The organism is Lysinibacillus sp. NPDC056220 (assembly GCF_049315265.1).
In the GTDB taxonomy this organism is placed as follows: Bacteria; Bacillota; Bacilli; order Bacillales_A; family Planococcaceae; genus Lysinibacillus; species Lysinibacillus pinottii.
The window spans coordinates 71,065-97,917 of the sequence record NZ_JBMOXD010000005.1 but is presented as its reverse complement, the minus strand read 5'-3'; the positions used below and the strand labels follow the sequence as shown (position 1 = coordinate 97,917).

The 26,853-nt window shown below is 37.5% G+C and carries 26 protein-coding genes; 21 read left to right on the top strand and 5 right to left on the bottom strand.

Annotated elements, in window-relative coordinates; genetic code table 11:
* Positions 1–496: 496 nt before the first annotated feature.
* The 4 genes from ACOZBY_RS16585 (at position 497) to ACOZBY_RS16570 (ending at position 4,882) form a co-directional block, all read left to right on the top strand.
* Positions 497–1,909 (top strand): YfcC family protein, encoded by a 1,413-nt coding sequence (locus ACOZBY_RS16585; RefSeq protein WP_012296126.1) that lies wholly within the window; start codon positions 497–499, stop codon positions 1,907–1,909.
* A 31-nt stretch (positions 1,910–1,940) separates the two neighbouring features.
* On the top strand, positions 1,941–3,110 hold the full coding sequence (locus ACOZBY_RS16580; RefSeq protein ID WP_236249583.1) for a M20 metallopeptidase family protein: 1,170 nt from the start codon (positions 1,941–1,943) through the stop codon (positions 3,108–3,110).
* A 156-nt stretch (positions 3,111–3,266) separates the two neighbouring features.
* Entirely contained in the window at positions 3,267–4,223 is a 957-nt protein-coding gene (locus ACOZBY_RS16575) for an AAA family ATPase (RefSeq protein ID WP_036162456.1), read from the top strand.
* Positions 4,224–4,246: 23 nt separating this feature from the next.
* Positions 4,247–4,882 (top strand): RNA ligase family protein, encoded by a 636-nt coding sequence (locus ACOZBY_RS16570; RefSeq protein WP_012296123.1) that lies wholly within the window; start codon positions 4,247–4,249, stop codon positions 4,880–4,882.
* A gap of 187 nt (positions 4,883–5,069) precedes the next feature.
* Here the strand turns inward: ACOZBY_RS16570 and ACOZBY_RS16565 are convergent, their stop codons facing one another.
* Positions 5,070–6,260, bottom strand: a complete 1,191-nt coding sequence (locus tag ACOZBY_RS16565; protein ID WP_012296122.1) for a coenzyme F420-0:L-glutamate ligase — start codon at positions 6,258–6,260, stop codon at positions 5,070–5,072.
* Between the two features lie 113 nt (positions 6,261–6,373).
* Between ACOZBY_RS16565 and ACOZBY_RS16560 the strand changes: the two genes are divergently transcribed.
* A complete protein-coding gene (locus tag ACOZBY_RS16560) occupies positions 6,374–7,291 on the top strand; it encodes a LysR family transcriptional regulator (RefSeq protein WP_012296121.1) in 918 nt (305 codons plus the stop codon).
* A gap of 15 nt (positions 7,292–7,306) precedes the next feature.
* Here the strand turns inward: ACOZBY_RS16560 and ACOZBY_RS16555 are convergent, their stop codons facing one another.
* A complete protein-coding gene (locus ACOZBY_RS16555) occupies positions 7,307–8,188 on the bottom strand; it encodes a LysR family transcriptional regulator (protein WP_031416752.1) in 882 nt (293 codons plus the stop codon).
* A 113-nt stretch (positions 8,189–8,301) separates the two neighbouring features.
* Between ACOZBY_RS16555 and ACOZBY_RS16550 the strand changes: the two genes are divergently transcribed.
* Positions 8,302–9,321 carry a YeiH family protein gene (locus tag ACOZBY_RS16550; RefSeq protein WP_012296119.1) on the top strand — a complete coding sequence of 340 codons (1,020 nt, stop codon included), beginning with the start codon at positions 8,302–8,304 and terminating at the stop codon, positions 9,319–9,321.
* 148 nt (positions 9,322–9,469) lie between these two features.
* Here the strand turns inward: ACOZBY_RS16550 and ACOZBY_RS16545 are convergent, their stop codons facing one another.
* Complete coding sequence (locus ACOZBY_RS16545) at positions 9,470–9,805, bottom strand: heme oxygenase (RefSeq protein WP_012296118.1); 336 nt, start codon at positions 9,803–9,805, stop codon at positions 9,470–9,472.
* 215 nt (positions 9,806–10,020) lie between these two features.
* On the opposite strand from ACOZBY_RS16545, the gene ACOZBY_RS16540 reads away from it, so the two are divergent.
* The 12 genes from ACOZBY_RS16540 to ACOZBY_RS16485 all read left to right on the top strand — a co-directional run bounded on the left by ACOZBY_RS16540 (position 10,021) and on the right by ACOZBY_RS16485 (position 21,906).
* Positions 10,021–10,707, top strand: a complete 687-nt coding sequence (locus ACOZBY_RS16540) for a response regulator transcription factor (RefSeq protein ID WP_036165088.1) — start codon at positions 10,021–10,023, stop codon at positions 10,705–10,707.
* Positions 10,691–12,109: a sensor histidine kinase gene (locus tag ACOZBY_RS16535; RefSeq protein WP_036217770.1), complete on the top strand. Its 1,419-nt coding sequence runs from the start codon at positions 10,691–10,693 to the stop codon at positions 12,107–12,109. Before ACOZBY_RS16540 ends, ACOZBY_RS16535 begins: the two co-directional genes overlap by 17 nt.
* A 213-nt stretch (positions 12,110–12,322) precedes the next feature.
* Positions 12,323–13,024, top strand: coding sequence for a polyphosphate polymerase domain-containing protein (locus tag ACOZBY_RS16530; protein ID WP_031416747.1), 702 nt, complete (start codon positions 12,323–12,325; stop codon positions 13,022–13,024).
* Between the two features lie 17 nt (positions 13,025–13,041).
* Entirely contained in the window at positions 13,042–13,725 is a 684-nt protein-coding gene (locus tag ACOZBY_RS16525; protein ID WP_036165083.1) for a DUF4956 domain-containing protein, read from the top strand.
* 42 nt (positions 13,726–13,767) lie between these two features.
* Entirely contained in the window at positions 13,768–15,549 is a 1,782-nt protein-coding gene (locus ACOZBY_RS16520) for a CotH kinase family protein (RefSeq protein ID WP_031416745.1), read from the top strand.
* 87 nt (positions 15,550–15,636) lie between these two features.
* Positions 15,637–16,239, top strand: coding sequence for an SAM-dependent methyltransferase (locus tag ACOZBY_RS16515; protein ID WP_031416744.1), 603 nt, complete (start codon positions 15,637–15,639; stop codon positions 16,237–16,239).
* Between the two features lie 374 nt (positions 16,240–16,613).
* On the top strand, positions 16,614–17,834 hold the full coding sequence (locus ACOZBY_RS16510; protein WP_012296115.1) for an ABC transporter substrate-binding protein: 1,221 nt from the start codon (positions 16,614–16,616) through the stop codon (positions 17,832–17,834).
* A 150-nt stretch (positions 17,835–17,984) separates the two neighbouring features.
* Positions 17,985–18,860, top strand: coding sequence for a branched-chain amino acid ABC transporter permease (locus tag ACOZBY_RS16505; RefSeq protein WP_012296114.1), 876 nt, complete (start codon positions 17,985–17,987; stop codon positions 18,858–18,860).
* Between the two features lie 12 nt (positions 18,861–18,872).
* Positions 18,873–19,808, top strand: coding sequence for a branched-chain amino acid ABC transporter permease (locus ACOZBY_RS16500; RefSeq protein WP_031416743.1), 936 nt, complete (start codon positions 18,873–18,875; stop codon positions 19,806–19,808).
* On the top strand, positions 19,808–20,587 hold the full coding sequence (locus tag ACOZBY_RS16495; protein WP_012296112.1) for an ABC transporter ATP-binding protein: 780 nt from the start codon (positions 19,808–19,810) through the stop codon (positions 20,585–20,587). The genes ACOZBY_RS16500 and ACOZBY_RS16495 overlap by 1 nt, the downstream gene beginning before the upstream one ends.
* On the top strand, positions 20,587–21,294 hold the full coding sequence (locus ACOZBY_RS16490; RefSeq protein ID WP_012296111.1) for an ABC transporter ATP-binding protein: 708 nt from the start codon (positions 20,587–20,589) through the stop codon (positions 21,292–21,294). The genes ACOZBY_RS16495 and ACOZBY_RS16490 overlap by 1 nt, the downstream gene beginning before the upstream one ends.
* A gap of 114 nt (positions 21,295–21,408) precedes the next feature.
* Positions 21,409–21,906, top strand: a complete 498-nt coding sequence (locus tag ACOZBY_RS16485) for a cupin domain-containing protein (RefSeq protein ID WP_325882142.1) — start codon at positions 21,409–21,411, stop codon at positions 21,904–21,906.
* 43 nt (positions 21,907–21,949) lie between these two features.
* Here the strand turns inward: ACOZBY_RS16485 and ACOZBY_RS16480 are convergent, their stop codons facing one another.
* A complete protein-coding gene (locus tag ACOZBY_RS16480; protein WP_012296109.1) occupies positions 21,950–22,669 on the bottom strand; it encodes a DUF6904 family protein in 720 nt (239 codons plus the stop codon).
* Positions 22,670–22,691: 22 nt separating this feature from the next.
* A complete protein-coding gene (rluF, locus tag ACOZBY_RS16475) occupies positions 22,692–23,393 on the bottom strand; it encodes a 23S rRNA pseudouridine(2604) synthase RluF (protein ID WP_012296108.1) in 702 nt (233 codons plus the stop codon).
* A 239-nt stretch (positions 23,394–23,632) separates the two neighbouring features.
* Here rluF and adh point away from each other — a divergent pair, with 239 nt between their 5' ends.
* From adh to ACOZBY_RS16460, 3 genes are all read left to right on the top strand, one after another.
* Positions 23,633–25,153 (top strand): aldehyde dehydrogenase, encoded by a 1,521-nt coding sequence (gene adh / locus ACOZBY_RS16470; RefSeq protein ID WP_012296107.1) that lies wholly within the window; start codon positions 23,633–23,635, stop codon positions 25,151–25,153.
* 21 nt (positions 25,154–25,174) lie between these two features.
* A complete protein-coding gene (locus ACOZBY_RS16465; protein ID WP_031416741.1) occupies positions 25,175–25,534 on the top strand; it encodes a DUF779 domain-containing protein in 360 nt (119 codons plus the stop codon).
* Between the two features lie 332 nt (positions 25,535–25,866).
* Positions 25,867–26,835 carry a DUF4003 family protein gene (locus tag ACOZBY_RS16460; RefSeq protein WP_325882141.1) on the top strand — a complete coding sequence of 323 codons (969 nt, stop codon included), beginning with the start codon at positions 25,867–25,869 and terminating at the stop codon, positions 26,833–26,835.
* The last annotated feature ends 18 nt before the right edge of the window (positions 26,836–26,853 follow it).

The window sequence follows — 26,853 nt, the reverse complement described above, 5'->3', positions numbered from 1 at the left end:
GTGATTCCTTTTCAATGGTTGAACACTGATTCTTTGAATAAATAGAAAATTCTTCCAATGTAATTATCTCAAGGAGATTTGGTATGGTGATTGAATCAGGAAATTTATCATACATCTACTTCAGTAAGAAGTATAGTCTAGTAATTTTTGTAAATTTGTGATACAATAATGGTATAAGTTGATAAAATATTGATATGCATAGACTGCTCTACGAAAAGGTGGAGCAGTCTTTTTTATATGTAGAAAAGTCCCCAATTATTCCTCCTTTTAAAGAAATGATTATTAATTATGTTTCCTATTCATCAAAATATATTTATTTGAATTATCAAAATATATTGACATTTTGTATTCTATTTTTTATTCTTGTGTATAAAGTTTCCGTTATTCGGAACGTGTTTCCGTTAAACGGAAAATGATGGGTGTATAAACCCTTGCTTAATTGCTACGTTGTCTATGTCTCGGTTCAAAGAATAATAAATAGTAGGGGGAGACAGTTATGGTAAACCTGCATCAAGAAAAAAAAGAAGATGAACCACGTATAAAGGGAATTAATGCATTTGTATTAATGTTTATTATTATTTTGGTTATGTCGTTATTGACCTATATTTTACCGGCAGGACAGTATGAAAGAGTTGAGAGTAATGGGAGAATGGTTGTTGATCCTGAGTCCTTTCAATATATAAGCTCAAATCCCGTTGGTTTTCTAGAAATATTTAATAGTGTGCATTTGGGGATGCTTGAAGGGGCTCCTATTATTTTGTTCGTCTTTTTATTTGGTGGAGCTTTAGGGATCATGCAAAAAACTGGTGCTATTGATTCGTTTATTAAAGTAATGGCTTCTAAGTTTGGGAAGAAAGAGTACGTATTAATCCCTATTCTCGTATTAATATTTGCAAGTTTAGGAACATTAATTGGCTCTGCGGAGGATACGCTTGTATATATAGCCATTATTATCCCTTTAACGATGGCGCTAGGGATGGATGCGATGACAGGTTTTGCGATTGTCATGCTCGGTACACTAGCAACAGGCTTTACATCGGGCATTACAAACCCTTTTAACATTGGTGTTGCTCAAACGATTGCCGAGCTTCCGATGTATTCAGGGATGTCCTATCGAATAGTCGTGTTTGTTGTATTTTATATGTTGACAGTCCTTTTTATATATAAACATGCAAAAAAAGTAAAAGTTGATCCATCCCAAGGGATTTATGGCAAGTTTAATCCGGAGGAAAGTATAAAAATAGATTTGGACTTTAAGATAAGTACACGACATTTACTAGCATTATTCGTACTACTAGGTAATTTTGTTGCACTAATTGTAGGGGTAATAAAATTCCAATGGTATATAAGTGAAATTGGCGGAATTTTTCTACTAAGCAGTATTATTATGTCTATTATATGTAAGATTGGACCGAATAAAATGGCTGAAGGATTTATTACTGGCGCCCGAGATATGGTAGAAGGGGCTTTAATCATCGGATTTGCCCAAACCATTTTAGTGATTACGACGAATGGAGGGTTAATTGATACTATTCTGCATTTTGTTTCTAATGCAGTAAGTGTTCTACCAGCTTCTATAAATGCAGTAGGGATGTTTTTACTTCAGCTCTGCTTGAATTTCTTAGTGCCTTCTGGAAGTGGACAAGCGGCGTTAACAATGCCAATCATGACACCTTTAGCAGACTTAATTGGTGTAACTAGGCAGACAGCTGTACTGGCTTTCCAATTTGGTGATGGTATTTCCAATATGGTTATTCCAACGAGTGGGGTTTTATTAGCAGGATTAGCAATAGCGGGTATCCCATTTTCAAAATGGGTCAGATGGGTATTTCCTTATTTCCTTATACAGACAAGCTTAGCAATTATCTTATTAGTTATTGCACATCTCATAAACTATGGACCATTTTAATCATATAAATTATATAGTAGGAGTGATTAGATTGATAGAAGCAGTGGATTTAAAACAACAAGTAATTAAATGGCGTCGTCATTTGCATATGTATCCAGAATTATCACATCAGGAGCATGGGACAGCCCAATATATTTATAATCAACTAGTAACGTTTCCACATTTAGAGGTGAAGCGTTTAACAGAGACGAGTGTCTGTGCATTTTTAAAGGGTACGAAAAAGGATAATAAGGGGCATACCATTTTACTACGAGCTGATATTGATGCATTGCCGATTGAAGAAGAAACGGATTTATTTTTTAAATCAACCAATCCGGGAGTCATGCATGCGTGTGGCCATGATGCCCATCCAGCGATGCTCCTTGGTGCAGCAAAAGCATTGGCTGAGCGTGGGACTGATTTTTGTGGAGAAATTCGTTTTGTTTTTCAGCATGCTGAAGAGGTGACGCCTGGAGGAGCTGCTCAACTAGTAGCCCTAGGAATTGTAGAACATGTCGATTATGCCTTTGCACTACATGTGAGCCCTGATTATGAGGTAGGACAATTTGCTATGAAAGACGGTAAATTTACTGCAGCAGCAGATGATTTTGAAATTAAAATCTACGGTAGGGGTGGCCATGCTTCTACACCTGAGGTCGCTATAGATCCTTTACTTATTGGTTCTGAAATAGTTGTAGCTCTGCAAACCATTGTGTCACGTAAAGTACCGAGTACACATGCGCCTGTTTTAACGGTGGCAAAATTTCATTGTGGAACGGCATTAAATATTATTGCAGACACAGCAGAGCTAGGTGGAACGATTCGTTCACTAGATCCTACGATTCGTGTAGATGCGCGAAAACATTTAGAAAAGATCGCTACAAGTATCGCTTCTATGCATGGTGCAAAGGTTGAAATTACATGGGAGCTAGGGTGTCCCTCTGTAACAAATGATAAAGAATTAACAGCATTATCCCGCCGTATAGCTGGAGAAATAGTTGGAGATACAGGTGTGAAGGAATTACCTGGACCAATGTTTGGAACAGAGGATTTCGCCGATTTTTCAGAAGTTGTTCCTTCATCGATGCAATTTATAGGGGTACATAACGTAGAGTTTGGAGATGCGTACCCATTACACCATCCTCGTTTTAAAATTGATGAAGAAGCTCTTATGTATGGTGTTCGTTACTTTGAAAATATTGCACGAACACTATGCCCATAAAGGGAAATGTAAGCTAAAAATAATTTGTTTAAAAGGCATGAGTGCGGTATAGTACATGACTCATGCCTTTTAAAATGCTTATAAGGATGTATTGAAAAGCACTAAAGGATTGTTTATCTTATACGATATAGAAACTTGAAGGGAGGTGAAAAAGAGATGAAGGTAATTTTCACAGTTGGATTACCTGGAAGTGGAAAAAGCACATTTGTGAAGCAGCTAGCAAAAAAAGAAAATGCCGTTGTCCTTTCGAGTGATGCTATACGTCAGGAGCTATTTGGTGACGCAACAAAACAGAAATCACGTCAGGTTTTTCGTACACTATATGAGCGTCTTAATGACCTTGTGGCAAAGGGTTATACGGTCATTGTAGATGCTACCAATATTGAACGGGAACGGAGGATATTTGCACTAGGTAAATTGCCAACCTCGGTTAGGAAGGAATGCTATTATTTTGACACCCCCTACTCCATATGTGTAGCTAGAAACCAACAACGAAAGAGAAATGTACCGTTAGTGGTGATGGAGAAAATGAGCAAGCATTTAGAATTTCCGACGGTGGGAGAAGGATTTGATGAAGTGCATATCGTACATGAATCAAGCCCCTATGCAATTTCCCGACAACAATTTATTTCGCTTATTCAACGTGAGCCCAATTATGAGGAGCTTTTTCAAACACTTCGAGTAATTCCACTTTTTAAAGAGATTTATCAATTCAATCAAGAAAATCCACATCACCAATTTCTATTATGTCAGCATACTTATTTTGTCTTTTCCTATATCAATGAATACTATTCGGAAAGTGATAAGCTGGCATTACAAATAGCAGCATTATTCCATGATGTTGGTAAACCATTTTGTAAAAAATATAAGCCGCTGCAACAACGATATGGCTATTATGGTCATGAAAACGTATCAGCACAAATCGTTTGTCATTTTTTATTAGAATTGGGCTTTGAAGTGGATTTTGTATTAAAGGTCGTCTATTTAGTTCAATTTCATATGCTAATCCAGTATGGTGGCGATAGAGGGGGAAGTGAAATATATCATTTATTAGATGGGGATTTATTAACAAGGCTTTACTTTTTCCGTGAGGCTGACCAGTTTGCGAAATAAACAATAGAGAAAGGAGTGTAAATATGACGAAATTAATGAAATACCCAAGAAGCTTTCATTTACCATGGAGCAGAGGCTATACCCATGATGACAAGGTTGCTAAAAATGTGAATCATTTTATTGGGAAAGAGGTTGTTGTCACTGAAAAGCTAGATGGAGAAGGAACAACGCTGTACAAGGACTATATGCATGCTAGAAGCATCCATTCAGCTAACCATCCTTCTAGACATTGGGTTAAAACATTCCATGCTAGTTTTTCTTATCAGATCCCAGATAGTTGGCGACTATGTGGAGAAAATATGTATGCTAAGCATTCTATATATTATCAGGCACTAACAAGTTATTTTTATTTATTTAGTATTTGGAATGAAGATAATATTTGTTTAAGTTGGGATGAGACGGTTGCCTTTGCGGAAAAATTAGGTGTTGAAACGGTGCCTGTTTTATACAGAGGGATTTTCGACGAGAATAAAATAAAACGAATGTTTACTGGGAAATCAATGTTTGATGGTGAACAAGAGGGTTATGTCATTCGAAATGCCGAATCCTTTCATTATGATGATTTTCAGTATAATTTGGGCAAATTTGTGAGACCTCACCATGTTCAAACAAGTGAACACTGGCTACAAGAAAAAGTAATACCTAACCGTTTAAAATAAAAGTAATTTCATTCATTTATGAAAAGGACTGAGAAAAATGTAATACTTCATAGAATCAATCAACCATAGTATATTATGAGGAAGTTGCTAGGCTGCATATCCCTTTCATCTAGGGATTACAGGTTCGATCCCTGTCATCCTCCATCCAAAAAAGAACTCTCGTCACTAGTACGAGAGTTCTTTTGTATTATTTAGTGTAATTATCGAAATAACCTTGAATGTAAATCATAGGCGTTCCTTTGTCTCCTGAACCTGATGTTAAATCAGATAGGGAGCCGATAAGGTCAGTTAAGCGGCGAGGTGTTGTTCCTTGTGCAGCCATTTGACCTGTTAAATCTTCATCTTTATTTTGAATATATTCAGAAATAGCAGCTTTTAACTCTTCTCCTCGAAGATCAGCAAAGTCATTGTCTGCTAAATATTTTAATTTAACCTCGTTAGGAGTTCCGTTTAATCCGGCTGTGAAGGCTGGAGAAACAACAGGATCTGCTAACTCCCAAATCTTACCCACAGGATCTTTGAATGCACCATCTCCGTAAATCATAACTTCTACAGTTTTTCCTGTAGCTTCTTTGATTTTAGCTTGGATACCGTCAACAATCGGCTGGCAAGTATGTGGGAACAACTTAATACTATCTTCTGTAGCCTTGTTAGAGCCAAGTAGACCATATTCAGCATTGAAACCAGAACCATTGATGGATTCGGCTAAAATATTATCAAGGCTATAAACTTTTTCAGCACCGTTTGCTGTTAAAATGCGCTTTGTGCGGAAACGTGAGTGAATATCACATGTTAGGACACTCTTTGTATAGTCTAAAATGGTTTTTGGATTATTGGAGAAGATGACCTCACATGTAGCCCCTTCTGCTTCAATTAACTCTTTATAGTATTCAATATAATCTACACCAGTAAATGTGTGCTTTTTAAAGCCGAAATGCTCACGGAATTCCACTTCATTTAATGTATCTGTCCAAGGATTAATGCCTTTTACATCTAACTCATCGATATCGACAAGATGATTGCCAACTTCATCAGATGGGTAGCTTAGCATTAAGACAACCTTTTTAACGCCTTTAGCAATACCTCGTAAGCAGTTAGCAAAACGATTTCGACTTAAAATAGGGAAAATAACTCCTACAGTATCATTGCCGAATTTCGCTGCTACGTCCACAGCGATATCATCAATTGTTGCGTAGTTCCCTTGTGCACGTGCTACTACTGACTCAGTTACGGTCACAATATCTCGATCTTCAATAGTGTAACCCTCTATTTTCGCAGCATTTAACACCGTATCTACAACAATTTGTTCAATATGATCGCCTTCGTTAATAATAGGACCACGAAGACCTCTTACAACTGTACCGATTACACGTTCCAACTTAATCTCTCCTCATTTAACTTTGATGTAAAATCCATATGATTTTACTATACGCCTCACTCATGATATAAGTAAAATTAATAGTTCATATACTAGCTATAAGGGGTGCTTATATGATAGGGAAATTAGATTTATACCGTGTTTTTAGTGTTGTAGCTAAAAATAATAGCTTTTCAAGAGCAGCCAAGGTTTTATATATGACTCAGCCTGCTGTTAGCCAAGCTATGATGCAACTGGAAAAAGAGCTGGGTACACGTCTTTTTAATCGAACGCCTAAGGGTGTAACTTTGACAACAGAGGGCAGTCTGCTATTTGAATATACGAATTCGGCTTTAGGACTTTTAGATGCGGGTGAAGAAAAGTTATTAGAATTTAAAAATTTAACAACCGGGCAACTAAAGATTGGCGTAGGAGATACGATTTCACGTTTTTTCCTTATGCCTTATTTAGAAGCATTCCATACGATGTACCCGAATATTAAGTTGGAAATGTTAAATGGTACTACCACTGAAATTTGCAATTTTATTAAATCGGGTGAGGTGGACATTGGTTTTTGTAATTTTCCCATAGAGGACTCGACATTACAGTTAACGGTATGTACGGATATTCAAGATATTTTTGTCTGTGGCGAGAAATATAAGACACTGGCTTCTAAAAGTTTAAGCTATGAGGATCTGTTAAAATTCCCGCTTATTTTCCTAGAGAAAAAATCGAATTCACGAAAATATGTAGAGGATTTTTTATTATCACGAGGGGTCCATATTGAACCTGAGTTTGAGTTAGGTTCACATGATCTTGTATTAGAATTTGCCCGTAGTAATTTAGGAATCGCATGTGTTACAAAGGAGTTTTCGAAGGATTATCTACACAGAGGACTTCTATACGAATTATCTTTAAATGGAAATATTCCACCCAGGAGTATAGGGATGTGCTTTTTAAAGACAGTACCCCTTTCTAGAGCGGCGACCAAATTTGTCGAAATCATTGAACATAAACGTTTTAATACTAGAAGAAGCATCAAAAAAGCTTAGCGACGGGAAGCGTCACTAAGCTTTTTTTGATAATACCTCAATTAATATATCAACATTCCGCTTATTTTTCATAGTTGGCGAACAAAGATAAGAAAATGTCCGCATAAAATGCTGTTCTTCAAGGGTCAGAATCGCCATATCGCCATTTTTTAACTCACGCTCAATGACACACGCAGACAGTAAGGAAAGCCCAAGTCCTTGCATAACGCTTTCTTTAACTCCCTGATTACTACTAATAGTTAACAATGATTGAATCTGTAAACCATTGGCTCTAAATAAATGATCTAAATAATAACGCGTGCCAGAGCCTTCCTCACGCGCAACCCAGCTTTGCTGTTGAAGATTGTCTGCAGTAATGGGCTGTTGCTTTGTTAGAGGATGATTGCTAGCACTGACAATAAATAACTCATCCTGCATAAATGGCTTTATTAAAAGTTCATTGTCATGAGCCTGTCCTTCTATCAGGCCAATATCAACTTGCAATAATTTTGTATATTGAATGATTTCTTTCGTATTACCAATAATAATTTGAAGCTCAAGTTGTGGGAAGCGTTGTTGCAAGCTAGCGATAATAGGAGGCAGTATGTATTCTCCTATAGTAAAACTGGCACCTATGACAAGTGTCCCTTGTACTTCTTGATGATAGGCTGCAATGTCTTCCTTAGCAGCCTCAGTTATCGCCATAATCTGCTTAGCCCGTTTATAGAGAATTTCACCAGTTGGTGTAATTTGTACAGATTTTGGCGATCGAATAAATAAAGTAGTTTGTAATTCCTGCTCAAGGTTTTTAATGTGTAAGCTGACACTTGGCTGTGAAATATGAAGTATTTCTGATGCTTTTGTAAAATTATTGACCTCTACTAGTGTGATGAACGTTTTTAAAGCCTCATATTGCATATCTACACCTCTAAAATTAGAAATTTTAATAGTAACAATTATATATATGTATTTTACTAATAGTGGACTTTTTAATAAAGTAGTACTCAACAAAGGAGAAAGAAGTGAACATCATGGTTAATGGACAGAACAAAGGGAAATACGCACTTCAATCAAACTTTCTGAAGGGAATATTACTAACACTCCTTCTTGCCTTAGTTGCTAAATATATTGCTACTTTTCCTTTCTTTTCAATATTAGGACAATTGGTCATTGCTATTATATTAGGGATGGCTTGGCGAGCAGCATTTAAAGTACAGGATTCCTGGCAAGTGGGAATTGCATTTTCCAGTAAGAAGCTATTACGATTCGGCATTATTTTATTGGGGATGCGTTTAAATTTAGCTGATATTTATCACGCTGGAGCAAATGTTTTTTTCATTGCAGTCATTAATTTATTATTTGCATTAATCGTAGTGTATGGTCTAACAAAAATATTTCACGTAGATCAAAAGCTAGGGATACTAACGGCTTGCGGCACTGCCATTTGTGGAGCTGCAGCTGTTGTGGCAATCGCACCTCAAATTAAAGCAAATGAAAAAGAAACTGCTGTGGGGGCAGCCATTGTTGCGCTATTGGGAACCGTATTTACACTTGTTTATACAGTACTTTATTCTGTTATGAACTTAACGCCAACAGAGTATGGCATTTTCGCGGGTGGTACCTTACATGAAATAGCTCATGTTATTGCTGCGGCATCTGCTGGTGGAAATGAAGCTATTGATATAGCGGTCATTGTAAAGTTAACTCGTGTCGCACTGCTAGTTCCAGTTGCCATTATAATCGGCATTTTCTATCGAAGAACGGCTAAAGGAGAAGAGAAAAAAACATTTTCATTGTCAATCATACCTTGGTTTATATTAGGATTCTTAGCAATGAGTGCAATTAATTCATTAGGTATTATACCAGCTAATGTGGCGCAAGCCCTTGTAAATATTGCCTATATCTTAATTGCTATGGCGATGGCTGGTCTTGGATTAAATGTTGAGATTAAAACCTTTAAGGAGCTTGGAGTAAAGGCATTTGTTGCTGGTTTAATTGGCTCAGTTTGTCTATCTATATTAGGCTATATACTTGTTATTTTCTTATTATGATGTTGAAAAATATTGCACTGCCATATAACTAATCCATTTTTAAAGGATGTTGTATAAACTATCTTCATGAAAAAGACCCTGCATCGTATGTCAGCATGCAGGGCTTTTTAGATAGAATCAGAAGATCATGTATAAATATTTAGTGTGATTATGAACGTAAAGCTTCAATGGAAGATGCTAATTCAGCAACTACTATTTTGCTGCCGATAATCGGGCTATCCGTTTTTTCCCCTTCAGAGCCTGAACTTGGACGGTGATGGGCTGCAGCAAAGGCATCGCTATTGCGCCATGCCTGGAAATGCTCCTTGGATTCCCAATACATATTAACACTCATTTCGTCATAAGTAGGATCATCCGTTGAAATTAATACCTCTACTTTATGGAAGCCTTCAAATTGTTGTAAAGGACCTGGTTTTGTAAAGTTTGGAGCCATTCTTGCTGCAAAACCTGGTTTCACTTGAATGCGATTTGTAACAATAATCATGCTTTTCCCCCCTTATTTTCATTTACTAGGTTTTTGAATGAATTATCACTGATTATCATTCGCAATCAATGATAAGTGGCTTAGGAAGACATTGTCAATAGAAGTCCTCTTTATATTTTCATCGTAAGTAAACTTCTTCATAGATGCTGACATTTAACTGACATAATCCGGTGCTATACTAATTATAAGAGCTAGTAGTATCGAGGTGAACAAAAATGGCGCATATATTAGTAATAGAAGACGAATATGCAATTAGCCAGGTGTTAAACGTTTATTTAAAAAAGGTCGGCTATGGTGTAACACAGTGCTTTAGTGGTGGTGAGGCTTTAGATAAATTTATTGAGACTCAACCAGATTTAGTGTTACTAGATATTATGCTGCCTGAGAAAAATGGTTGGATTATTTTAAAGGAAATTAGAGAATTCAGTGCTTGTCCCATTATAATGTTAACCGCTTTAGGCGAGGTTAATTACCGTTTAGAAGGATTTGACCAAGGGGCAGACGATTATATTCCAAAGCCCTTTATTGCAGATGAAGTTGTTGCGAGAGTGAAGGCCGTTTTAAGACGGGCTGAAGGAAGCACCGATTCATCCTCTTTAAAGCGTTACGGTTCTCTCGAAATTGATAGGAAGGCACATAGAGTGTTTCTAAGAGGGAAGGAAATACTATTAACGCCTAGAGATTTATCGGTGCTTTTATTTTTAGCTGACCATCCGAACCAAACATTTACGCGTGATCAGCTCATTGATCATGTTTGGGGCTGGGAGTATGACGGAAGTGATCGAGCGGTAGACTTAGCAGTGAAACGGATTCGTAAAGCGTTGATGGAATGGGATGAAGCAGAGGGCGAAATAAAGACACTACGTGGATTGGGGTATCAGCTGAGTGTTCAAAAGAAATAAAAGAATATCTTTACTTCAATATTGGACAAGCCGTTACTTACTTACACTATTTATAGGTTTAGCTATAATTTCCTTGATTTCGGCAGCTTGGATTCGCCATACGACGTTTGAAAATCGACTAGAGATGATGGAGTTTTTAGCGGACGAGACGGTCTATCGTTTAACCGATAATTCGGGGCTCAATAATTGGCCGTTTAACGGTATTCCTGGTTTCATTGGGGATCGGGAACGTTTTACTATGAGAGAAATCGATCCTATCCTGTATGTAGTCGATACAAAGGGCAGTATCATAACAAGTAACCGCCCTGTACCACCAGGCAGTGCTAAAAATGTAGAGAGTATGTTAGATGGTGAAGAAGGTACAAAGGAATTAACGATAGGATTAGAGCCTGTTCAATATGTGGTCAAAAGAAAAATAGAAAATAGTCAGGAGCTAATTGGCTGGGTGCTAGTAGTGGAGAAGAAAGAAAATTTAACAAGAGTGAATCAAGCCTATGGTCAGCTTGCTATTCTGATTGGGACTTTGGCTTTGTTAGGCTGGGTTGCTATCTATTTTTTGTCCAAACGTTTAGCACGTCCCATAAAACAAGTAGCAGCAGCAGCAAAACAAGTGCAGGAGGGTAGCTATTCAGTCGATTTACCTCAGGATTGTAAGGAAAAAGAGGTATATGAGCTTGTAACTTCCTTTGAAGATATGGCTCAAAAACTTGAACAACTGGAGAAAACCAGAACAGAATTGTTGGCAGGCGTCACCCATGAACTGAAAACACCCGTCACTTCTATAAGTGGGCTATTACAAGCTGTAAAGGATGGCGTTGTAACAGGACAAGATGCAATGGAATTTATAAATATGGCTGTGATCGAAACGACAAAAATGAAAACAATGGTCGGTGATTTACTTGCTTTTAACCACTTTGCAGTAGATGCGATTCCGGTGAAGCTTGAGCCTGTAGATGTCAATCAACTTCTGCGGGAGGTGGTCGCACAGTGGGAAGTAATGCAGGAAGATGACAGTGTTCATGTAAGCTTGCACCTAGTTGATCCTGCCATCCATGTACAGGTAGATATTGTCCGTATTCAGCAAATTATGACAAACTTATTAACCAATGCGAAACAGTCGATGGATATAGGATTTGTAACGCTAACACTTAAAGAGCAAGGGGATACGGTCTCAATTATTGTAAAGGATACAGGGCGAGGTATTCCTGTAGAGGATCAGGCATTTATATTTGAGCGTTTTTATAGAGGAGAGAATAAAAAATATGCGATTCGAGGGTTAGGTCTTGGATTACCTCTTAGTAAAATGATGGCACAATCTATTGGTGGTGACTTAAAACTAATCGAAAGTCATGCCACAGGAACTTCCTTTGAATTACTATTGCAAAAAGCTACTACGTCGTAAAGGCGTGGTAGCTTTTTTATGGGCTTCATGGAAACAAAAGGCCAGAAATGATTTGTAAAATATCAGTGAAGAAAATGTAAAGTTGACATCTGCCTGACACAAACGCTCTTTATAGTAGACAGTGTAGACGAGAAACGAGCAAAAAGGTTCTTTTGCTATCGTTGGGATTCAGCCGCTATATGACAATGATATTTAGTAGGGAGTGAGATGTATATGCCTATAGTAACCTCATTTAATCCAAATGGTCGTCAAGAAATTAAACAAGCGATTTCCTATCCAGACTATGCGTTATTAAAAGCCAAGCTACAGTATATTATGCAGCTGGACAAGCATGCGGGTGCGGATGGGAAATATGTAATTCGAAGTACGTACTTCGATAATTTTGCGAATAAAGTGCTCAATGAGAAAAAGGAAGGCTATATTAATCGAGATAAATACCGCGTACGAATATACGGTCAATCTAGTGCCATTATCAATCTTGAGCGCAAGAGTAAACGGAATAATTTAACCTTTAAAACGAAGTGTGCAATATCTCAAGCTGAATATGAAAAAATGCGCCTTGGAGATATTTCATGGATGGAGGAGGATGAGCGAGGACTGCTTAGGGACTTATATCAAGAGATGAGTTACAGGCAACTTAGACCAACAACAGTAGTAGATTATGTGCGAGAGGCGTATATTTACCCATTTGGTAATGTACGAGTAACTTTTGATAGTAAGGTGCAATCCAGCTTACGCAATACAGATATGTTTAATCCAAACTTACCCATGGTGGATGTACTAGAGCAAAACCTAGTGATTTTAGAGGTGAAATATGATGACTATTTACCGGACATCATCAAATATTTACTTCAGTCTGTAGATACACGTGCCGAGGCTTATTCAAAATATCAACTTAGTCGTATGTATGGCTAATAAAAGGAGAACGAACGATGGATACAATTAAATTTAGTGATATTTTTAAATCTAATTTTTTAGAAAAAACAACATCTTTTTCATTAATCGATTCAATTATTGGTTTGGTCGTAGCATTTTTCATTGGGCTTTTCATTTACGCAGTTTATAAGAAAACCTTTAACGGAGTGATTTACTCTCATTCATTCAATATTGCATTGCTCATTATGACAATGGCGACAGCACTCGTGATTATGGGGATCAGTTCGAATGTTCTTCTATCTCTTGGTATGGTTGGTGCATTATCCATTGTGCGTTTCCGAACGCCTATTAAGGATCCTATGGATTTAGTTTATATTTTCTGGGCAATTGTTTCAGGTATTTTATGTGGGGCAGGTTTTATTCCTTTAGTCATTATTGGTTCCGTGTTAATTGGTCTTGTGCTGTTAGTATTTGTCAATAAAATTACAGTGGAAAATCCTTATTTATTAATTGTAAAGTTTGAGGAAGAGCTAGCATCTCAAGAGGTGGAGCGAATTATAGCTGCACAAACAAAAAAATTCGCCCTCAAATCGAAGTCGATTATGAACAATGAGGAAATGGAAACAACGTATGAAATTCGCGTCAAACAAAACGATGCTAAACTAATGGATCTACTAACAAAAGTGCCGGGTGTAAAATCTGCCATTATGCTAAGCTATGACGGGAACTTTACAGCATAATGACTACGTTCACAAAAAGGATTCCAAAGCGAGGTGTCAGTGATGATTAAAACCCGAATTGTCTACCTGTGCATGGCAATTCTTCTCCTTCTCTTTGTTGTAATATATGCTGTGCTTCCGAATGTAGGCATTGAAACAAAGAATACCGAGTTCTCTTATGAGAATATAGTTTTTAATAAAAACAAAGTCACTACAGTCGATATCGAGATAGCAGAGGAAGATTGGGCTGACATGCTGGAAAATGCGGCAGATGAAGAGTTAAAACAGGCGGATATTACAGTAAACGGCAAGAAAATTGAGAATGTGGCTATTCGCACGAAAGGAAATTTAACGTTACGCTCCGTCATCAACAGTGACTCAGATCGTTATAGTTTAAAAATTGATTTTGATTATTATGATGACACACAAAGTTTATTTGGCTTGAAAAAGTTAAATTTAAATAATAATTATAGTGACTCTACATTAATGCGAGAGTATATATCCTATGAATTGATGGAGCAAATGGGCTTACCAACGCCAGCACATTCCTATATGTATGTCACAGTAAATGGTGAGGAACGTGGTTTGTTTTTAGGCGTAGAAGCAGTGGATGAAACGTTCCTAGCTAATAACTATGGCTCCAATAATGGCTTCTTATTTAAGCCAGATGGGATAGGCAGTGATTTAAAATATATTAGTGAGGATATTCTGGATTATACAGGTATTGGATTAAAAACAAATGAAGATAATATCGAGCAATCCAAATTTGTAGAAATGCTGGATGCTATTAATAATGGTGGAGACATTGAAAAATATTTGGATGTTGATGAAATGCTATGTTATTTTGCTGTCAATACAGCACTTGTAAATTTAGACAGTTATCAAGGGAATATGAAGCATAACTATTATTTATACGAACAGAATGGCAAGTTTTCAATTATCCCTTGGGATTACAATATGTCCTTTGGCGGCTTTGGAGCAGGTGGCGGTGGAATGGGAATGGGTAGAGAAAATCGTCAAAAGCCAGTTGATGCTTCTAATTCAGGTTCACCAATGGAGAACAATGGACAAACGGATCAAAAGGGTGTGGATAGGCAACAACAGAATGGCCAGTTTAACATGGATATGGGTATGTCAGGAAACCTAATGGCCGAGAGTGCTATTAATTTTAGTGTGACTACTCCTGTCTCTGGTACAACTTTGGAGGAGCGGCCACTACTGAATGCCTTACTTACTAATGAGAAATATCGCGCTCAATATGAAGGTTATTTAGAAGAGTTAACGACGAATTATTTAACAGAGGATTATGTACAATCAATGACAAAAAAATTAGCGGTGCTTTTAACAACCTATGTCGAAGCGGATCCAACTAAATTTTCTACGACGGAACAGTTTTTAGAGGCAGTTGAAGGTGAGAATAGTTTACCTGAGTTTGCAAAGCAGCGCTCCGAATCTATTTTAAAACAGCTCTCTGGGGAGCTTGTTGTGGAAGCATTGACAACTTCTCAAAATAATACGATGCCAGTTCCAAATGAAGATGGAGAAATGAAAGCTATGCCTGATAATTTTGATCCGAGTCAGCTACCAGAGGATTTTGATCCATCTCAAGGTCCTCCGTTTAACAAAGAAGCCAATGGACTAAGGGGGGGAGAAGGTCAAAATGGTGGGCCTATGCAGCGCCCAGAAGAAAACGGAGCGCCAATGGGAATGCCTGGTGCCAATAAGGAAATCGCCGATCCAGCCACCACTATTGATAAGACTACAGTGATTACAATCATTGCATCCTTAGTGTTATTACTCCTTTCACTTCTCTTTGTTTATAGATTTAAGCGGAGAGGCCGTTAAAAAAATGACCATATCCAAACTTTTGGGTATGGTTTTTGCTTTTTCTCGTGCTAAAATAAAGCATTCTGTTCTTAGGAGTCCTTTCATATGAATGAACAACAGTTTGATAAATATTTGCATATTAAGACCGTGGGAGAACAATATGGTTTCCCAAAGCTTGCCCACTATCATCGTTATGAACCAACACCTTACAATGGGCTTGAACAATTATTTGCTATATACGAAATGCCTGACAACCCAGTGTTTATTGATATGGGCTGTGGAAAAGGAAGGGTACCCATTTATGTTCATCATCAATTCCATATTCCAACGATCGGAATAGAGATGGATGCTGGATTTTATGCAGAGGCAGAAGATAATAAACGAAGCTATCTTCAAAAAAATCGTTCACATGCACCCATTACATTTCTTCATACGATAGCAGAGGCGTATGAAATAAAGCCGCGTGATAATGTATTTTTCTTTTTTAATCCCTTTTCTATTCACATTTTCCGCACAGTTATTCAGAACATTTGGCAATCCTACGAGCAACGAATGCGAGATATTCATATCATTTTATACTATCCACCCTATGATTATTTACAGTTTTTACATCAGGGAACACCATTTGAATTGCTTCATGAAGTGCATTTAGAAAATGAAACAAATATTAATGAACGTCTTTGTGTGTTCGAATTAAAGAAAGCATAGAGTAATGGGCAACCGTCTCTATGCTTTTTCCTGTTTTTACAGACTTATTTTCAGGGAAATAATTTATCAAGAACTAAAAATAACAAATATGTTCGGATTAATTCTTATCTTAAAAAAATGATAGCATATGATAGTTTTGTACTATACGATGGCTTGAATTAAAAGATAATTCGCAAATAACTAATTATACTGAAAAATCACTCTAGACTAAATATAAAGAATGTTTTACAATGTAAAAGTCATAAATGAATAATATTGTTCTGTCATTTTAGCTAGTTATAAATAATTATTTTTGCTATTGAGGAAATGAATGTATTTGTTTATAATTATCAGAAATATCTAATATTTTAGAAATTTTCAGGGGGAATTTAATTATGAAAGAGAGTAAAAAGCTTAAGAAGTTCGGTTCACTTTTAGTAGCATCTTCATTACTTGCTGGTGTACTTGCTGGTTGTGGTAACGGAGACGACTCAAGTTCAGGTGGTGGCTCATCATCAGGCGGTGGCTCATCTGATGGCGATACAATTAAAATTGGTGCAAACTTAGAGCTTTCAGGAAATGTAGCATCTTACGGTTCTTCAATCGGTCTGGGCGCAGAATTGGCTGTAAAAGAAATTAATGATGCGGGTGGTATTGATGGTAAGAAGATAGAACTGATTAAAGTAGATAATAAATCAGAAAACTCTGAGGCCACAGCCGCAGCTATTAAACTAGCAACGCAAGATAAAGTAGTAGCAATGCTAGCACCTGCAACTTCTGGGAATACAGTAGCAACGGTTCAAATTGCTAATCAAAATAAAATCCCGATTGTTACGGGCTCTGGAACTGCCCCAAATATTACAGTAAACGAGGATGGCAGCGTTAACGAATATGCATTCCGTACATGCTTTATTGACCCCTTCCAAGGGATTGTGGCAGCTAACTTTGCTTCAGGTGAGCTAAGTGCGAAAAATGTAGCTATTTTTGCAGACAACGCATCTGATTATGCAAAGGGTTTAGCAAAGTCCTTTAAAGAAACGATGACTAAGAGTGGTGGAAAAATTGTGAAGGAAGAAGCTTATGTAGCGAAGGATACAGACTTCCGTACACAATTAACAAATATTAAAGCAGCGAATCCAGACTTTATCTTTATCCCTGGATACTATGAAGAGGTTGGTTTGATTGTTAAACAAGCCCGTGAAATGGGTATTGATGTACCTTTAATGGGTGCTGATGGTTGGGATTCACCAACTTTAGTGGATCTAGCTGGGAAAGATGCATTAAATAATACGTACATTACTAACCACTATTCTGCGGAAGATCCAGATAAAAAAATTCAAGACTTTGTAAAGGCATTTAAAGCGGCAAATGGTGATAAGGCACCTGATGCGTTCAACGCACTTGGGTATGACTCTATTTACTATATTGCTGATGCAATTAAGCGTGCAGGCTCTACGGATGGGGAAGCTATTAAAAATGAATTAGCTGCAACAAAGGATCTTTCTTTAGTAACAGGTACTTTCTCAGTTGACGAAAACCATAACCCAATTAAAACAGCAACAGTTCTTGAATTTAAAGACGGTAAACAAGTGTTCAACTCTAAAGTTAATCCTTAATGTTTTGTAAGCAGCAAGGGGGAGGCGGGTAAACACGCCTTCCTTTTTTCTTTTTTATATAACTACAATAGCTGTATAAAACATAACTTTTTAGTATCGATGCATGTACAGATTTCTCATTTTTCAGAAAATTCAAAGGAGTGAAAGCGTATGGAATGGATACAGCAACTTGTGAATGGTATTTCACTAGGAAGTATCTACGCGTTAATAGCGCTAGGGTATACGATGGTATACGGTATTATCAAGCTGATTAACTTTGCTCATGGTGACGTTTTCATGATTGGTTCATTTATTGGCTTTTACGCAATTGCTAAATGGGAGCTTGGCTTTTTCCCAGCATTATTATTGGCGATGCTCATTTGTGCAATCTTTGGTGTTTTAATTGAACGGATTGCCTATAAACGTTTACGAAATGCAACACGTATCGCGGCATTAATTACAGCGATTGGCGTATCTTTATTAATTGAATATACAACAATTTTCTTCAGAGGCGCTCAGCCAGCAGCATATCCTGAAGTTTTCAAAAATAAATCTTTTGACATTTTGGGCGTGCAAATTAGTAGTACATCCATTTTAATTTTATCAGTTGCTGTTGTACTGATGATTCTTTTACAATTCATCGTACATAAAACAAAAATCGGGAAAGCAATGCGTGCCGTTTCTCATGATGCGGATGCAGCACGCTTAATGGGGATTAACGTTGATAATACAATCTCGGCAACATTTGCCATCGGTTCCGCTTTAGCTGGCGCAGCCGGTGTTATCTTCGGTGTTTATTATACGAAGATTGACCCGTTAATGGGTGTTATACCAGGGGTTAAAGCATTTATTGCGGCTGTTCTTGGCGGGATTGGTATCATTCCTGGCGCTATGGTTGGTGGTATGTTATTAGGCGTTGTGGAATCCTTGGTAAGTGCTCTTGGCTTCTCTTTATGGAGAGATGCAGCAGCATTCGTTATTTTAATTTTGATCTTAATATTCAGACCATCGGGTATCTTTGGTAAAAATGCCCGTGAGAAAGTGTAGGTGAGCGGTTATATGAAAAAGTCTAAAGTTTTCTGGGGCTATGCCGTATTAGCGCTAGTCATCTATGCAGTTGTGCAATTATTGATTATGACCGAAGTCATTGATATGTACTATAAAAATATGCTGATTACGATGTGTATTAATATTATGCTGGCTGTCAGTTTGCATATTGTTATTGGTGTTACTGGTCAATTCTCGATTGGGCATGCTGGGTTCCTAGCTGTTGGTGCGTATGTATCAGCCATTATTACGACAAAGCTCATGTTGCCATTCCCATTGGCGATCTTATTAGGGGCAGTTGCAGCAGCTGTTGCAGGTCTTATTGTAGGTATTCCAACACTTCGTTTAAAAGGGGATTATCTAGCAATTGCAACATTAGGATTTGCGGAGATTATTCGTATTATTTTCTTAAATACGGATTATGTTGGCGGTGCAGCAGGGATGCAAGTTAAATATTTATCTAACTGGACGTATGCATTCTTTGGCGTAGTATTAACCATTCTTGTAATCTCAAACTTTACAAATTCACGTCATGGTCGTGCATGTATTTCTATTCGCGAAGATGAGATTGCAGCAGATGCTATGGGAATCAATACAACTTACTATAAGGTTGTTGCGTTCGCAATTGGATCTTTCTTTGCAGGGCTAGCAGGTGCAATTTTTGCCCATAACTTTTACATTATTCAACCGACGACTTTCGGTTTCTTAAAATCATTTGATATATTAATTTACGTTGTACTTGGGGGCTTAGGAAGTCTTTCAGGTTCTGTAATTGCTGCGGTATTCTTAACAATCGTATCGACGTATCTAGCAAACTTCCCTGAAACTCGTATGATTATTTACAGTTTAGTATTAATTATCGTGATGCTTTACCGTCCAACCGGATTAATGGGGACAAAAGAAATTACGGATTTATTTAAGTTTGGGAAAAAAGGAGGTACAAAATAATGGCTGAAAACCTTCTTATTAATGTGGAAAATATGGGGATTCAATTCGGTGGTTTAAAGGCCGTACAAGGTGTTAATATGTACCTCAATCAAGGTGAATTAGTGGGATTAATCGGACCTAATGGTGCTGGGAAAACGACTAGCTTTAATATGTTGACAGGGGTATATACACCAACAGAGGGGACCATCACATTTGGCGGACAGAAATTAAACGGGCTTGCACCTTACCAAGTAACGCAAAAGGGAATAAGCCGTACATTCCAAAATATTCGTCTCTTTAAAGAACTATCTGTTCTAGACAATGTTAAAGTAGCCAATCATTCGCTTGCTAAGCATTCGATGTGGTCATCAATTTTTCGCTTACCAACGCATTTTAAGGGCGAGGCAGAAATGGAGCTTCAATCCATAGAGTTTTTAAAAATCTTTGGTTTAGATGTCTATATGAATGAGTTGGCTAAAAATTTACCATATGGAATGCAGAGGAGATTAGAGATTGCCCGAGCATTAGCGGCAAATCCAAAGCTCTTATTATTGGATGAACCAGCTGCCGGGATGAATCCGCAGGAAACGCATGATCTTATGGAATTAATTGCGTTTATTCGTAAGGAGTTTGGCTTAACCATATTACTGATTGAGCACGATATGAGCTTAGTAATGGGTATATGTGAGCGCATTTATGTCCTTGATCATGGACAATTAATTGCTGACGGGACACCAGAAGAAATTCGCAACAATCCAAAGGTAATAGAAGCATACCTTGGTGAGGAGGTTATCGGCTAATGCTAAAAGTACAAAATATAGATGTTTATTATGGCAACATTCAAGCATTAAAGGGCCTCTCTTTAGAAGTAAACGAGGGTGAAATTGTAACACTAATCGGTGCAAATGGTGCTGGGAAAAGTACATTGTTAAAAACATTGTCAGGTTTATTAAAGCCAAAAGGTGGCATCATTGAATACGAAGGCTTCTCTATTGCAGGGAAAGCAGCCCAAACCATTGTTAAATCGGGGATTTCCCACGTTCCAGAAGGACGTCGTGTTTTTGCCAATATGTCCGTAGAAGAAAACTTAGAGCTTGGTGCCTATTTGCGTAATGACAAAGCAGGAATAAAAAAAGATATGGACCATGTTTTCGAATTATTCCCTAGACTAATGGAGCGTCGCAAACAGCTATCAGGAACATTATCTGGTGGGGAGCAGCAGATGCTTGCAATGGGTCGTGCTTTAATGGCAAAGCCCAAATTGCTATTAATGGATGAGCCTTCAATGGGGCTCGCACCGCTAATGGTAAAGAATATTTTCAATATTATTGAACAGGTGAATAAAGAGGGGACAACAGTATTGCTTGTTGAGCAGAATGCCAATATGGCACTGTCTGTCGCTAACCGTGCGTATGTGCTCGAAACAGGACGCATTGTTTTATCTGGTTCAGCCAAAGAGCTTCAAGAAAGTGAACAAGTAAAGGCTGCTTATTTGGGTGGTTTATAATGGGGAGGGCGTCTCAACAATGAGGGGCCCTTTTCAATGTTCTCCCTATTAAATAATCGAAGGTAGCATTTTACTATTCATTTTTGGTAAGGTGGAAAAAAGGAGTGATGCTTTTTGAAATATTCAGCACCATATTTTATTAAACAATTAAATTTAGCCGAACATCCTGAAGGGGGCTATTATATTTCTTCATTTCGGGCTGAGGAGAATATTGCAGTAAGAGATGTTCAGAGACCTATTTATACGAGTATTTATTTCTTACTTCGCTCACAAGACATTTCACATCTACATCGCTTGAAGTCAGATGAGCTATGGTATTACCATGCCGGTAGTCCACTCACAGTCCATATGATTTTTCCAGATGGAACATATGAAGCGAAGAAGCTTGGCTTGAACGTAGAAGCAGGAGAGATCCCACAAATTGCGGTGCCTAAAAATACAATTTTTGGATCATCTGTGGAGGAAGTAGATACGTTTAGTTTAGTAGGATGTATGGTTGCCCCAGGCTTTGACTTTGAGGATTTCGAATTGTTTACACAGGAAGAGCTATTAGCAGATTACCCTCAGCACGAGGCAGTAATTCGAAAAATGGCTTATCCAACCATTAAATAGAAAATAAGCCGTCTCATTCATTGTGAGACGGCTTTGTGTATATTTACCATAAGATTTCTTCCGGATAGCTGAGCTGCATTTGTATGGCGTGTAAAGGTTGTTTAGTGGCAATGGCTGCTTGCATTAGATGTGATTTGAGTGCTACATATTCATGATCCTCTACAAGTAGGCGTAATGCAAATGCAGCAAGCTGAGCTTTACGTTCCTCTTTATTTAATTGGATGTATTTTAGATTCAGAACATCTACATACTGTGTGGCGAAAAGGAAGGTTAATGGGCCTTTTGCCTGCAGCATAGTTAAAAATACTACATAGTCCTCTTCTTTAACTTCCTGTTCTAAACAATCTGCAATAGCTGCTTGAAATTTACGAATTGTCGCTATCTCATGATTCCAAATAGATGCTTTGTTTAATTTCAAGTGTAGATGAATGAAATCGTTTAAAGCGATGGCACTAAAAATAATTTCGGGCCAAAGAATGTCTGTGGCAAAATAGATGTTTTTAGTCGGGAAAATCAGTTCATGTTGTATAAGGGTGTTCTTGTTAAGGCCGTTACTTACAAACTCTATCTGGTGTTCCCCAAGTATGGCATGTCTCAGTTTATAGCAAACGCTTAAAATACGGAGTCGAGGACCTTGATAATCATAGTATTTATTGGCATCACCAGTTACTTTGTAAATAGCTTTAGTAAGCTCATCTAAATCCCAGAAGTCTCCACAAATTTGTACTCCTGTTAACTGCTCTGTGCTTTGAATGGAAATCATAGTCCTCGCCCTCCTCTAATATTTATTTTGGTGTGTAATTCAGTAGCTTGAAGAGCTCCGTCTGTTCTTTATCCGTTAAATCACGCCATTGGCCTACTTTTAAATTTCCAAGCTTAATATTCATAATACGAATACGCTGTAGACGCTTTACAGAGTAGCCAAGAGCTGAACACATTCGGCGTATTTGACGATTTAAGCCTTGCTCCAAAATGATTTTAAAAACTTTGTCTGATATCTTTTCAACATAACAAGGTAATGTGGTTGTATCTAGAATATCTACGCCCGCGCTCATCTTGTTAATAAATTGCTCAGTTATAGGTTTATCAACTTGAACAATATATTCTTTTTCATGGTGGTTTTCAGCGCGTAGAATTTTATTGACGATGTCGCCATCATTGGTTAATAACAATAGTCCCTCTGATTCCTTATCAAGACGTCCAATATGAAAAATACGTAAAGGATGATTTACAAAATCAACGACATTCCCTTTTATATGACGTTCGGTTGTACTTGTAATGCCGACCGGCTTATTTAGAGCTATATAGACTAGCTGTTGTTCTTTTTTTACCTCTTTTCCGTCAATGCAAACAATGTCACCATCCTGGACCTGACTTCCAACTGTCGCAGGTTCTCCATTAATTGTTACTTTTCCTTCGGCTATCCACTTATCAGCGCCGCGACGAGATATAATGCCTGTTTCACTTAAATATTTATTAATACGCATATTGTTCTCCTAAATCTAATATTATTTTTAAGTATACCTTAACGTTATACAAATCGTGAATTCTATATACTTTTCTAGTAAAAATAAATTACCTGGAATTTTTTTAGAAAAGTTGAAATTATCATTCGTTTCTGACAATATATTAAGTGAGAGGATTTCTATGAAAATATTGTTATTTCGCTATAAAATGATGTTTTTTGTAGATAGTCTCATTAAATTGTGTAAAGGGGAGAAGTAAAATGGTTTATGCATTTCCAAACACTGAAGGATCGGTAGTTCAATTCAAGCAGAAATATGATAATTATATTGGTGGCGAATGGACACCCCCAGTGAAGGGTCAATACTTTGATAATGTCACTCCTGTTACTGGACAAGTTTTTACACAAATAGCGCGTTCCACAGCTGAGGATATTGAACTGGCACTTGATGCAGCACATGCTGCTAAAGATGCGTGGGGGAAAACTTCACCAACAGAACGTGCAAACATTTTACTTAAAATTGCGGACCGTATCGAGCAAAATTTAGAAAAGCTAGCCGTTGCTGAAACATGGGATAACGGTAAGGCGGTACGTGAAACTTTAAATGCAGATATCCCTCTTGCCATTGATCATTTCCGTTATTTTGCTGGAGCTTTACGTGCTCAAGAAGGCTCTGTAAGCCAAATCGATAACGATACCGTTGCTTATCATTTTCATGAGCCAATTGGGGTAGTGGGTCAAATCATACCTTGGAACTTCCCGTTATTAATGGCTGTATGGAAGCTTGCACCAGCACTAGCTGCTGGAAACTGTGTCGTATTAAAACCTGCAGAACAAACACCAGCATCCATTATGGTGCTTGTGGAATTAATAGAAGATTTATTACCACCAGGTGTCATTAATATTGTGAATGGTTTTGGTTTAGAGGCGGGGAAACCGCTAGCATCTAACCCACGTATCGGTAAGATTGCCTTCACTGGTGAGACGACAACGGGCCGTTTGATTATGCAATACGCGTCTCAAAACCTAATCCCAGTTACATTAGAGCTAGGTGGTAAGTCACCTAATATCTTCTTTGAGGATATTATGGATAAAGACGATGCATTTTTAGATAAAGCAGTCGAAGGCTTCGTATTATTTGCTCTGAACCAAGGGGAAGTATGTACATGTCCTTCACGTGCAATTATACAGGAATCTATTTATGATAAATTTATGGAACGTGTACTACAACGAGTAGAAGCTATTAAAGTTGGTAATCCACTGGATCCAAACACAATGATGGGTGCTCAGGCTTCAAGCGAGCAAATGGAAAAAATCCTTTCTTATTTAGATATCGGTAAACAAGAAGGTGCAGAGTGTCTAATCGGTGGGGAGAAAAATAATGTAGGAGAAGGCTTTGAAAATGGCTACTATGTTAAACCAACTGTCTTTAAAGGACATAATAAAATGCGTATTTTCCAAGAAGAAATTTTTGGTCCTGTTGTAGCTGTTACTACGTTCAAAACGAAAGAAGAGGCATTAGAAATTGCGAATGACACACTATATGGTCTAGGTTCAGGTGTTTGGACAAGAGATATTAATACAGCATATCGCTTTGGTCGTGAAATAGAAGCAGGTCGTGTTTGGACAAACTGCTACCATGCTTATCCTGCACATGCAGCCTTCGGTGGCTACAAAATGTCAGGCGTTGGTCGTGAAAATCATAAAATGATGCTATCTCATTACCAACAAACGAAAAATTTATTAGTGAGCTATAGCGAAAATAAACTTGGTTTCTTCTAAACCATAGGGAGGTGCATGGGCGTGATCGAACGTGTATTAGCCACGGCGGAAGCGCTGGCACTCATCGAGCTATTAAAAGAGAAACATGGGCCTGTTATGTTTCATCAATCAGGCGGATGCTGTGATGGTTCTTCACCTATGTGTTATCCAGAGGGGGACTTGCTATTAGGTGATCAGGATATATGTCTGGGCGAGATAGGTGGAGCTCCATTCTATATGCATAAAAATCAATATGATTATTGGAAGCATACTCAAATCATCCTGGATGTAGTTGAAGGTAGAGGTGGGATGTTCTCATTAGAGGGTGTTGAAGGAAAGCGTTTCTTAACAAGATCGAGAGCCTTCACACCAGAGGAATTACAGATGCTTGGATTAATTTGACGAGTCATTGTACAGCGGCAAAAAATTTTGCCGCTGTTTTTTCGTATTAATTTTTAGAAAAAAGGGTATGTAAAGCTATATTATTAGATGAATTTCGTAAAAATAAAAATAGCTGTAAACGTTCTTTTAAGGTTAATGTAAATATTAATTTCCGAGTGGTTTTTGCTATCAACAGTTTTTCCTCCTTTCTTATATGTTTAATATTTCCTATTAAATCAAAAAAATAGAGTAACATATATTAAATTAAGTTTACTTTTTATGTTAATTGTTACAAGCGGGATGAATCATTCTCGCATCATGTAACGTAAAATGGGTAAAGGAGCGTGCTAAATATGGATTATGTGATGATAGAAAATAAATTTACAAATACGGTAGAGGATGTATCGAAGGCTGCGGGGTGGACAGTGGATCGTAAGATTGTTTTAGCAATAGCTAGTACATTCGTGGCCTCGGGAAAAACTTTTGATGCTGTCCAATACAAGAATATTTTACAGGAAATGAAGAAGCAATCTTCTTGGATGTCTCCTTTAAGAACTACGGTAGGCTATAGCATAGCTGCTAATTTAATGAAGCAGGAGGATCCTGAAAACGCAGTAAAAAATCTATTAACGAATGTGAATGCACTAAAGGAAGCGAAATTTAGAAGTGGTAACTTTAGTTATATTGCGGCTCAGTTTTTGACAGAGAATGAAAAGGATAAAATCGCGCATGCACATGCAGCTAGAGCTTTATTTGAAGCCATTCGTAAACATCACCCATTTTTAACATCCTATGAAGATATTCCATACGCTGTGTTACTAAGTAATCCATCTGATGATGTGGAAATACGTGCAGAAACAATGAATCGCTATTATAAAGAATTACGAACATATAATTTTCATGCAGGAAATGAGCTTCAATGGCTGTCGCAAGTATTAACCTTCCTATCTCCACAATTTGATCGTCAACTAGTGCCCAATGTCGTGACCATTCGAGATGCACTAAAAAAACAAGATGTCAAAGTACAGGCCATGCATTATCCTTTACTTGGGTTTTTAGCCTTGCTAGATCTTACTCATCATCAATTGCAAGAAGTTATAAATTTATATCATGAATTAAAGGATTTAAAATTATTAAAATGGCATCGTGAATTTGTTCTCTTTATGGCTGTGCAAATCATTATTTATCATATGGCGAAAGTACAAAAATCACTGTCTATGACGATTATGTCATCTATTGAATTATTAATTCAAGCTCAGCAAGCTGCAATGATAGCAGCAGTTAGTGCAGCCGCCATTGCATCTAGTTCAAGCTCTTCGTGATAGAATGGGGGTGAACAA

Coding starts and splice junctions, on each gene's coding strand:
- ACOZBY_RS16510 (WP_012296115.1), top strand. CDS start 16,614: ATGAAAGAGAGTAAAAAGCTTAAGAAGTTCGGTTCACTTTTAGTAGCA.
- ACOZBY_RS16500 (WP_031416743.1), top strand. CDS start 18,873: ATGAAAAAGTCTAAAGTTTTCTGGGGCTATGCCGTATTAGCGCTAGTC.
- adh (WP_012296107.1), top strand. CDS start 23,633: ATGGTTTATGCATTTCCAAACACTGAAGGATCGGTAGTTCAATTCAAG.
- ACOZBY_RS16570 (WP_012296123.1), top strand. CDS start 4,247: ATGACGAAATTAATGAAATACCCAAGAAGCTTTCATTTACCATGGAGC.
- ACOZBY_RS16520 (WP_031416745.1), top strand. CDS start 13,768: ATGATTAAAACCCGAATTGTCTACCTGTGCATGGCAATTCTTCTCCTT.
- ACOZBY_RS16560 (WP_012296121.1), top strand. CDS start 6,374: ATGATAGGGAAATTAGATTTATACCGTGTTTTTAGTGTTGTAGCTAAA.
- rluF (WP_012296108.1), bottom strand. CDS start 23,393: ATGCGTATTAATAAATATTTAAGTGAAACAGGCATTATATCTCGTCGC.
- ACOZBY_RS16460 (WP_325882141.1), top strand. CDS start 25,867: ATGGATTATGTGATGATAGAAAATAAATTTACAAATACGGTAGAGGAT.
- ACOZBY_RS16505 (WP_012296114.1), top strand. CDS start 17,985: ATGGAATGGATACAGCAACTTGTGAATGGTATTTCACTAGGAAGTATC.
- ACOZBY_RS16555 (WP_031416752.1), bottom strand. CDS start 8,188: ATGCAATATGAGGCTTTAAAAACGTTCATCACACTAGTAGAGGTCAAT.
- ACOZBY_RS16575 (WP_036162456.1), top strand. CDS start 3,267: ATGAAGGTAATTTTCACAGTTGGATTACCTGGAAGTGGAAAAAGCACA.
- ACOZBY_RS16540 (WP_036165088.1), top strand. CDS start 10,021: ATGGCGCATATATTAGTAATAGAAGACGAATATGCAATTAGCCAGGTG.
- ACOZBY_RS16525 (WP_036165083.1), top strand. CDS start 13,042: ATGGATACAATTAAATTTAGTGATATTTTTAAATCTAATTTTTTAGAA.
- ACOZBY_RS16585 (WP_012296126.1), top strand. CDS start 497: ATGGTAAACCTGCATCAAGAAAAAAAAGAAGATGAACCACGTATAAAG.
- ACOZBY_RS16515 (WP_031416744.1), top strand. CDS start 15,637: ATGAATGAACAACAGTTTGATAAATATTTGCATATTAAGACCGTGGGA.
- ACOZBY_RS16495 (WP_012296112.1), top strand. CDS start 19,808: ATGGCTGAAAACCTTCTTATTAATGTGGAAAATATGGGGATTCAATTC.
- ACOZBY_RS16550 (WP_012296119.1), top strand. CDS start 8,302: ATGGTTAATGGACAGAACAAAGGGAAATACGCACTTCAATCAAACTTT.
- ACOZBY_RS16480 (WP_012296109.1), bottom strand. CDS start 22,669: ATGATTTCCATTCAAAGCACAGAGCAGTTAACAGGAGTACAAATTTGT.
- ACOZBY_RS16545 (WP_012296118.1), bottom strand. CDS start 9,805: ATGATTATTGTTACAAATCGCATTCAAGTGAAACCAGGTTTTGCAGCA.
- ACOZBY_RS16490 (WP_012296111.1), top strand. CDS start 20,587: ATGCTAAAAGTACAAAATATAGATGTTTATTATGGCAACATTCAAGCA.
- ACOZBY_RS16530 (WP_031416747.1), top strand. CDS start 12,323: ATGCCTATAGTAACCTCATTTAATCCAAATGGTCGTCAAGAAATTAAA.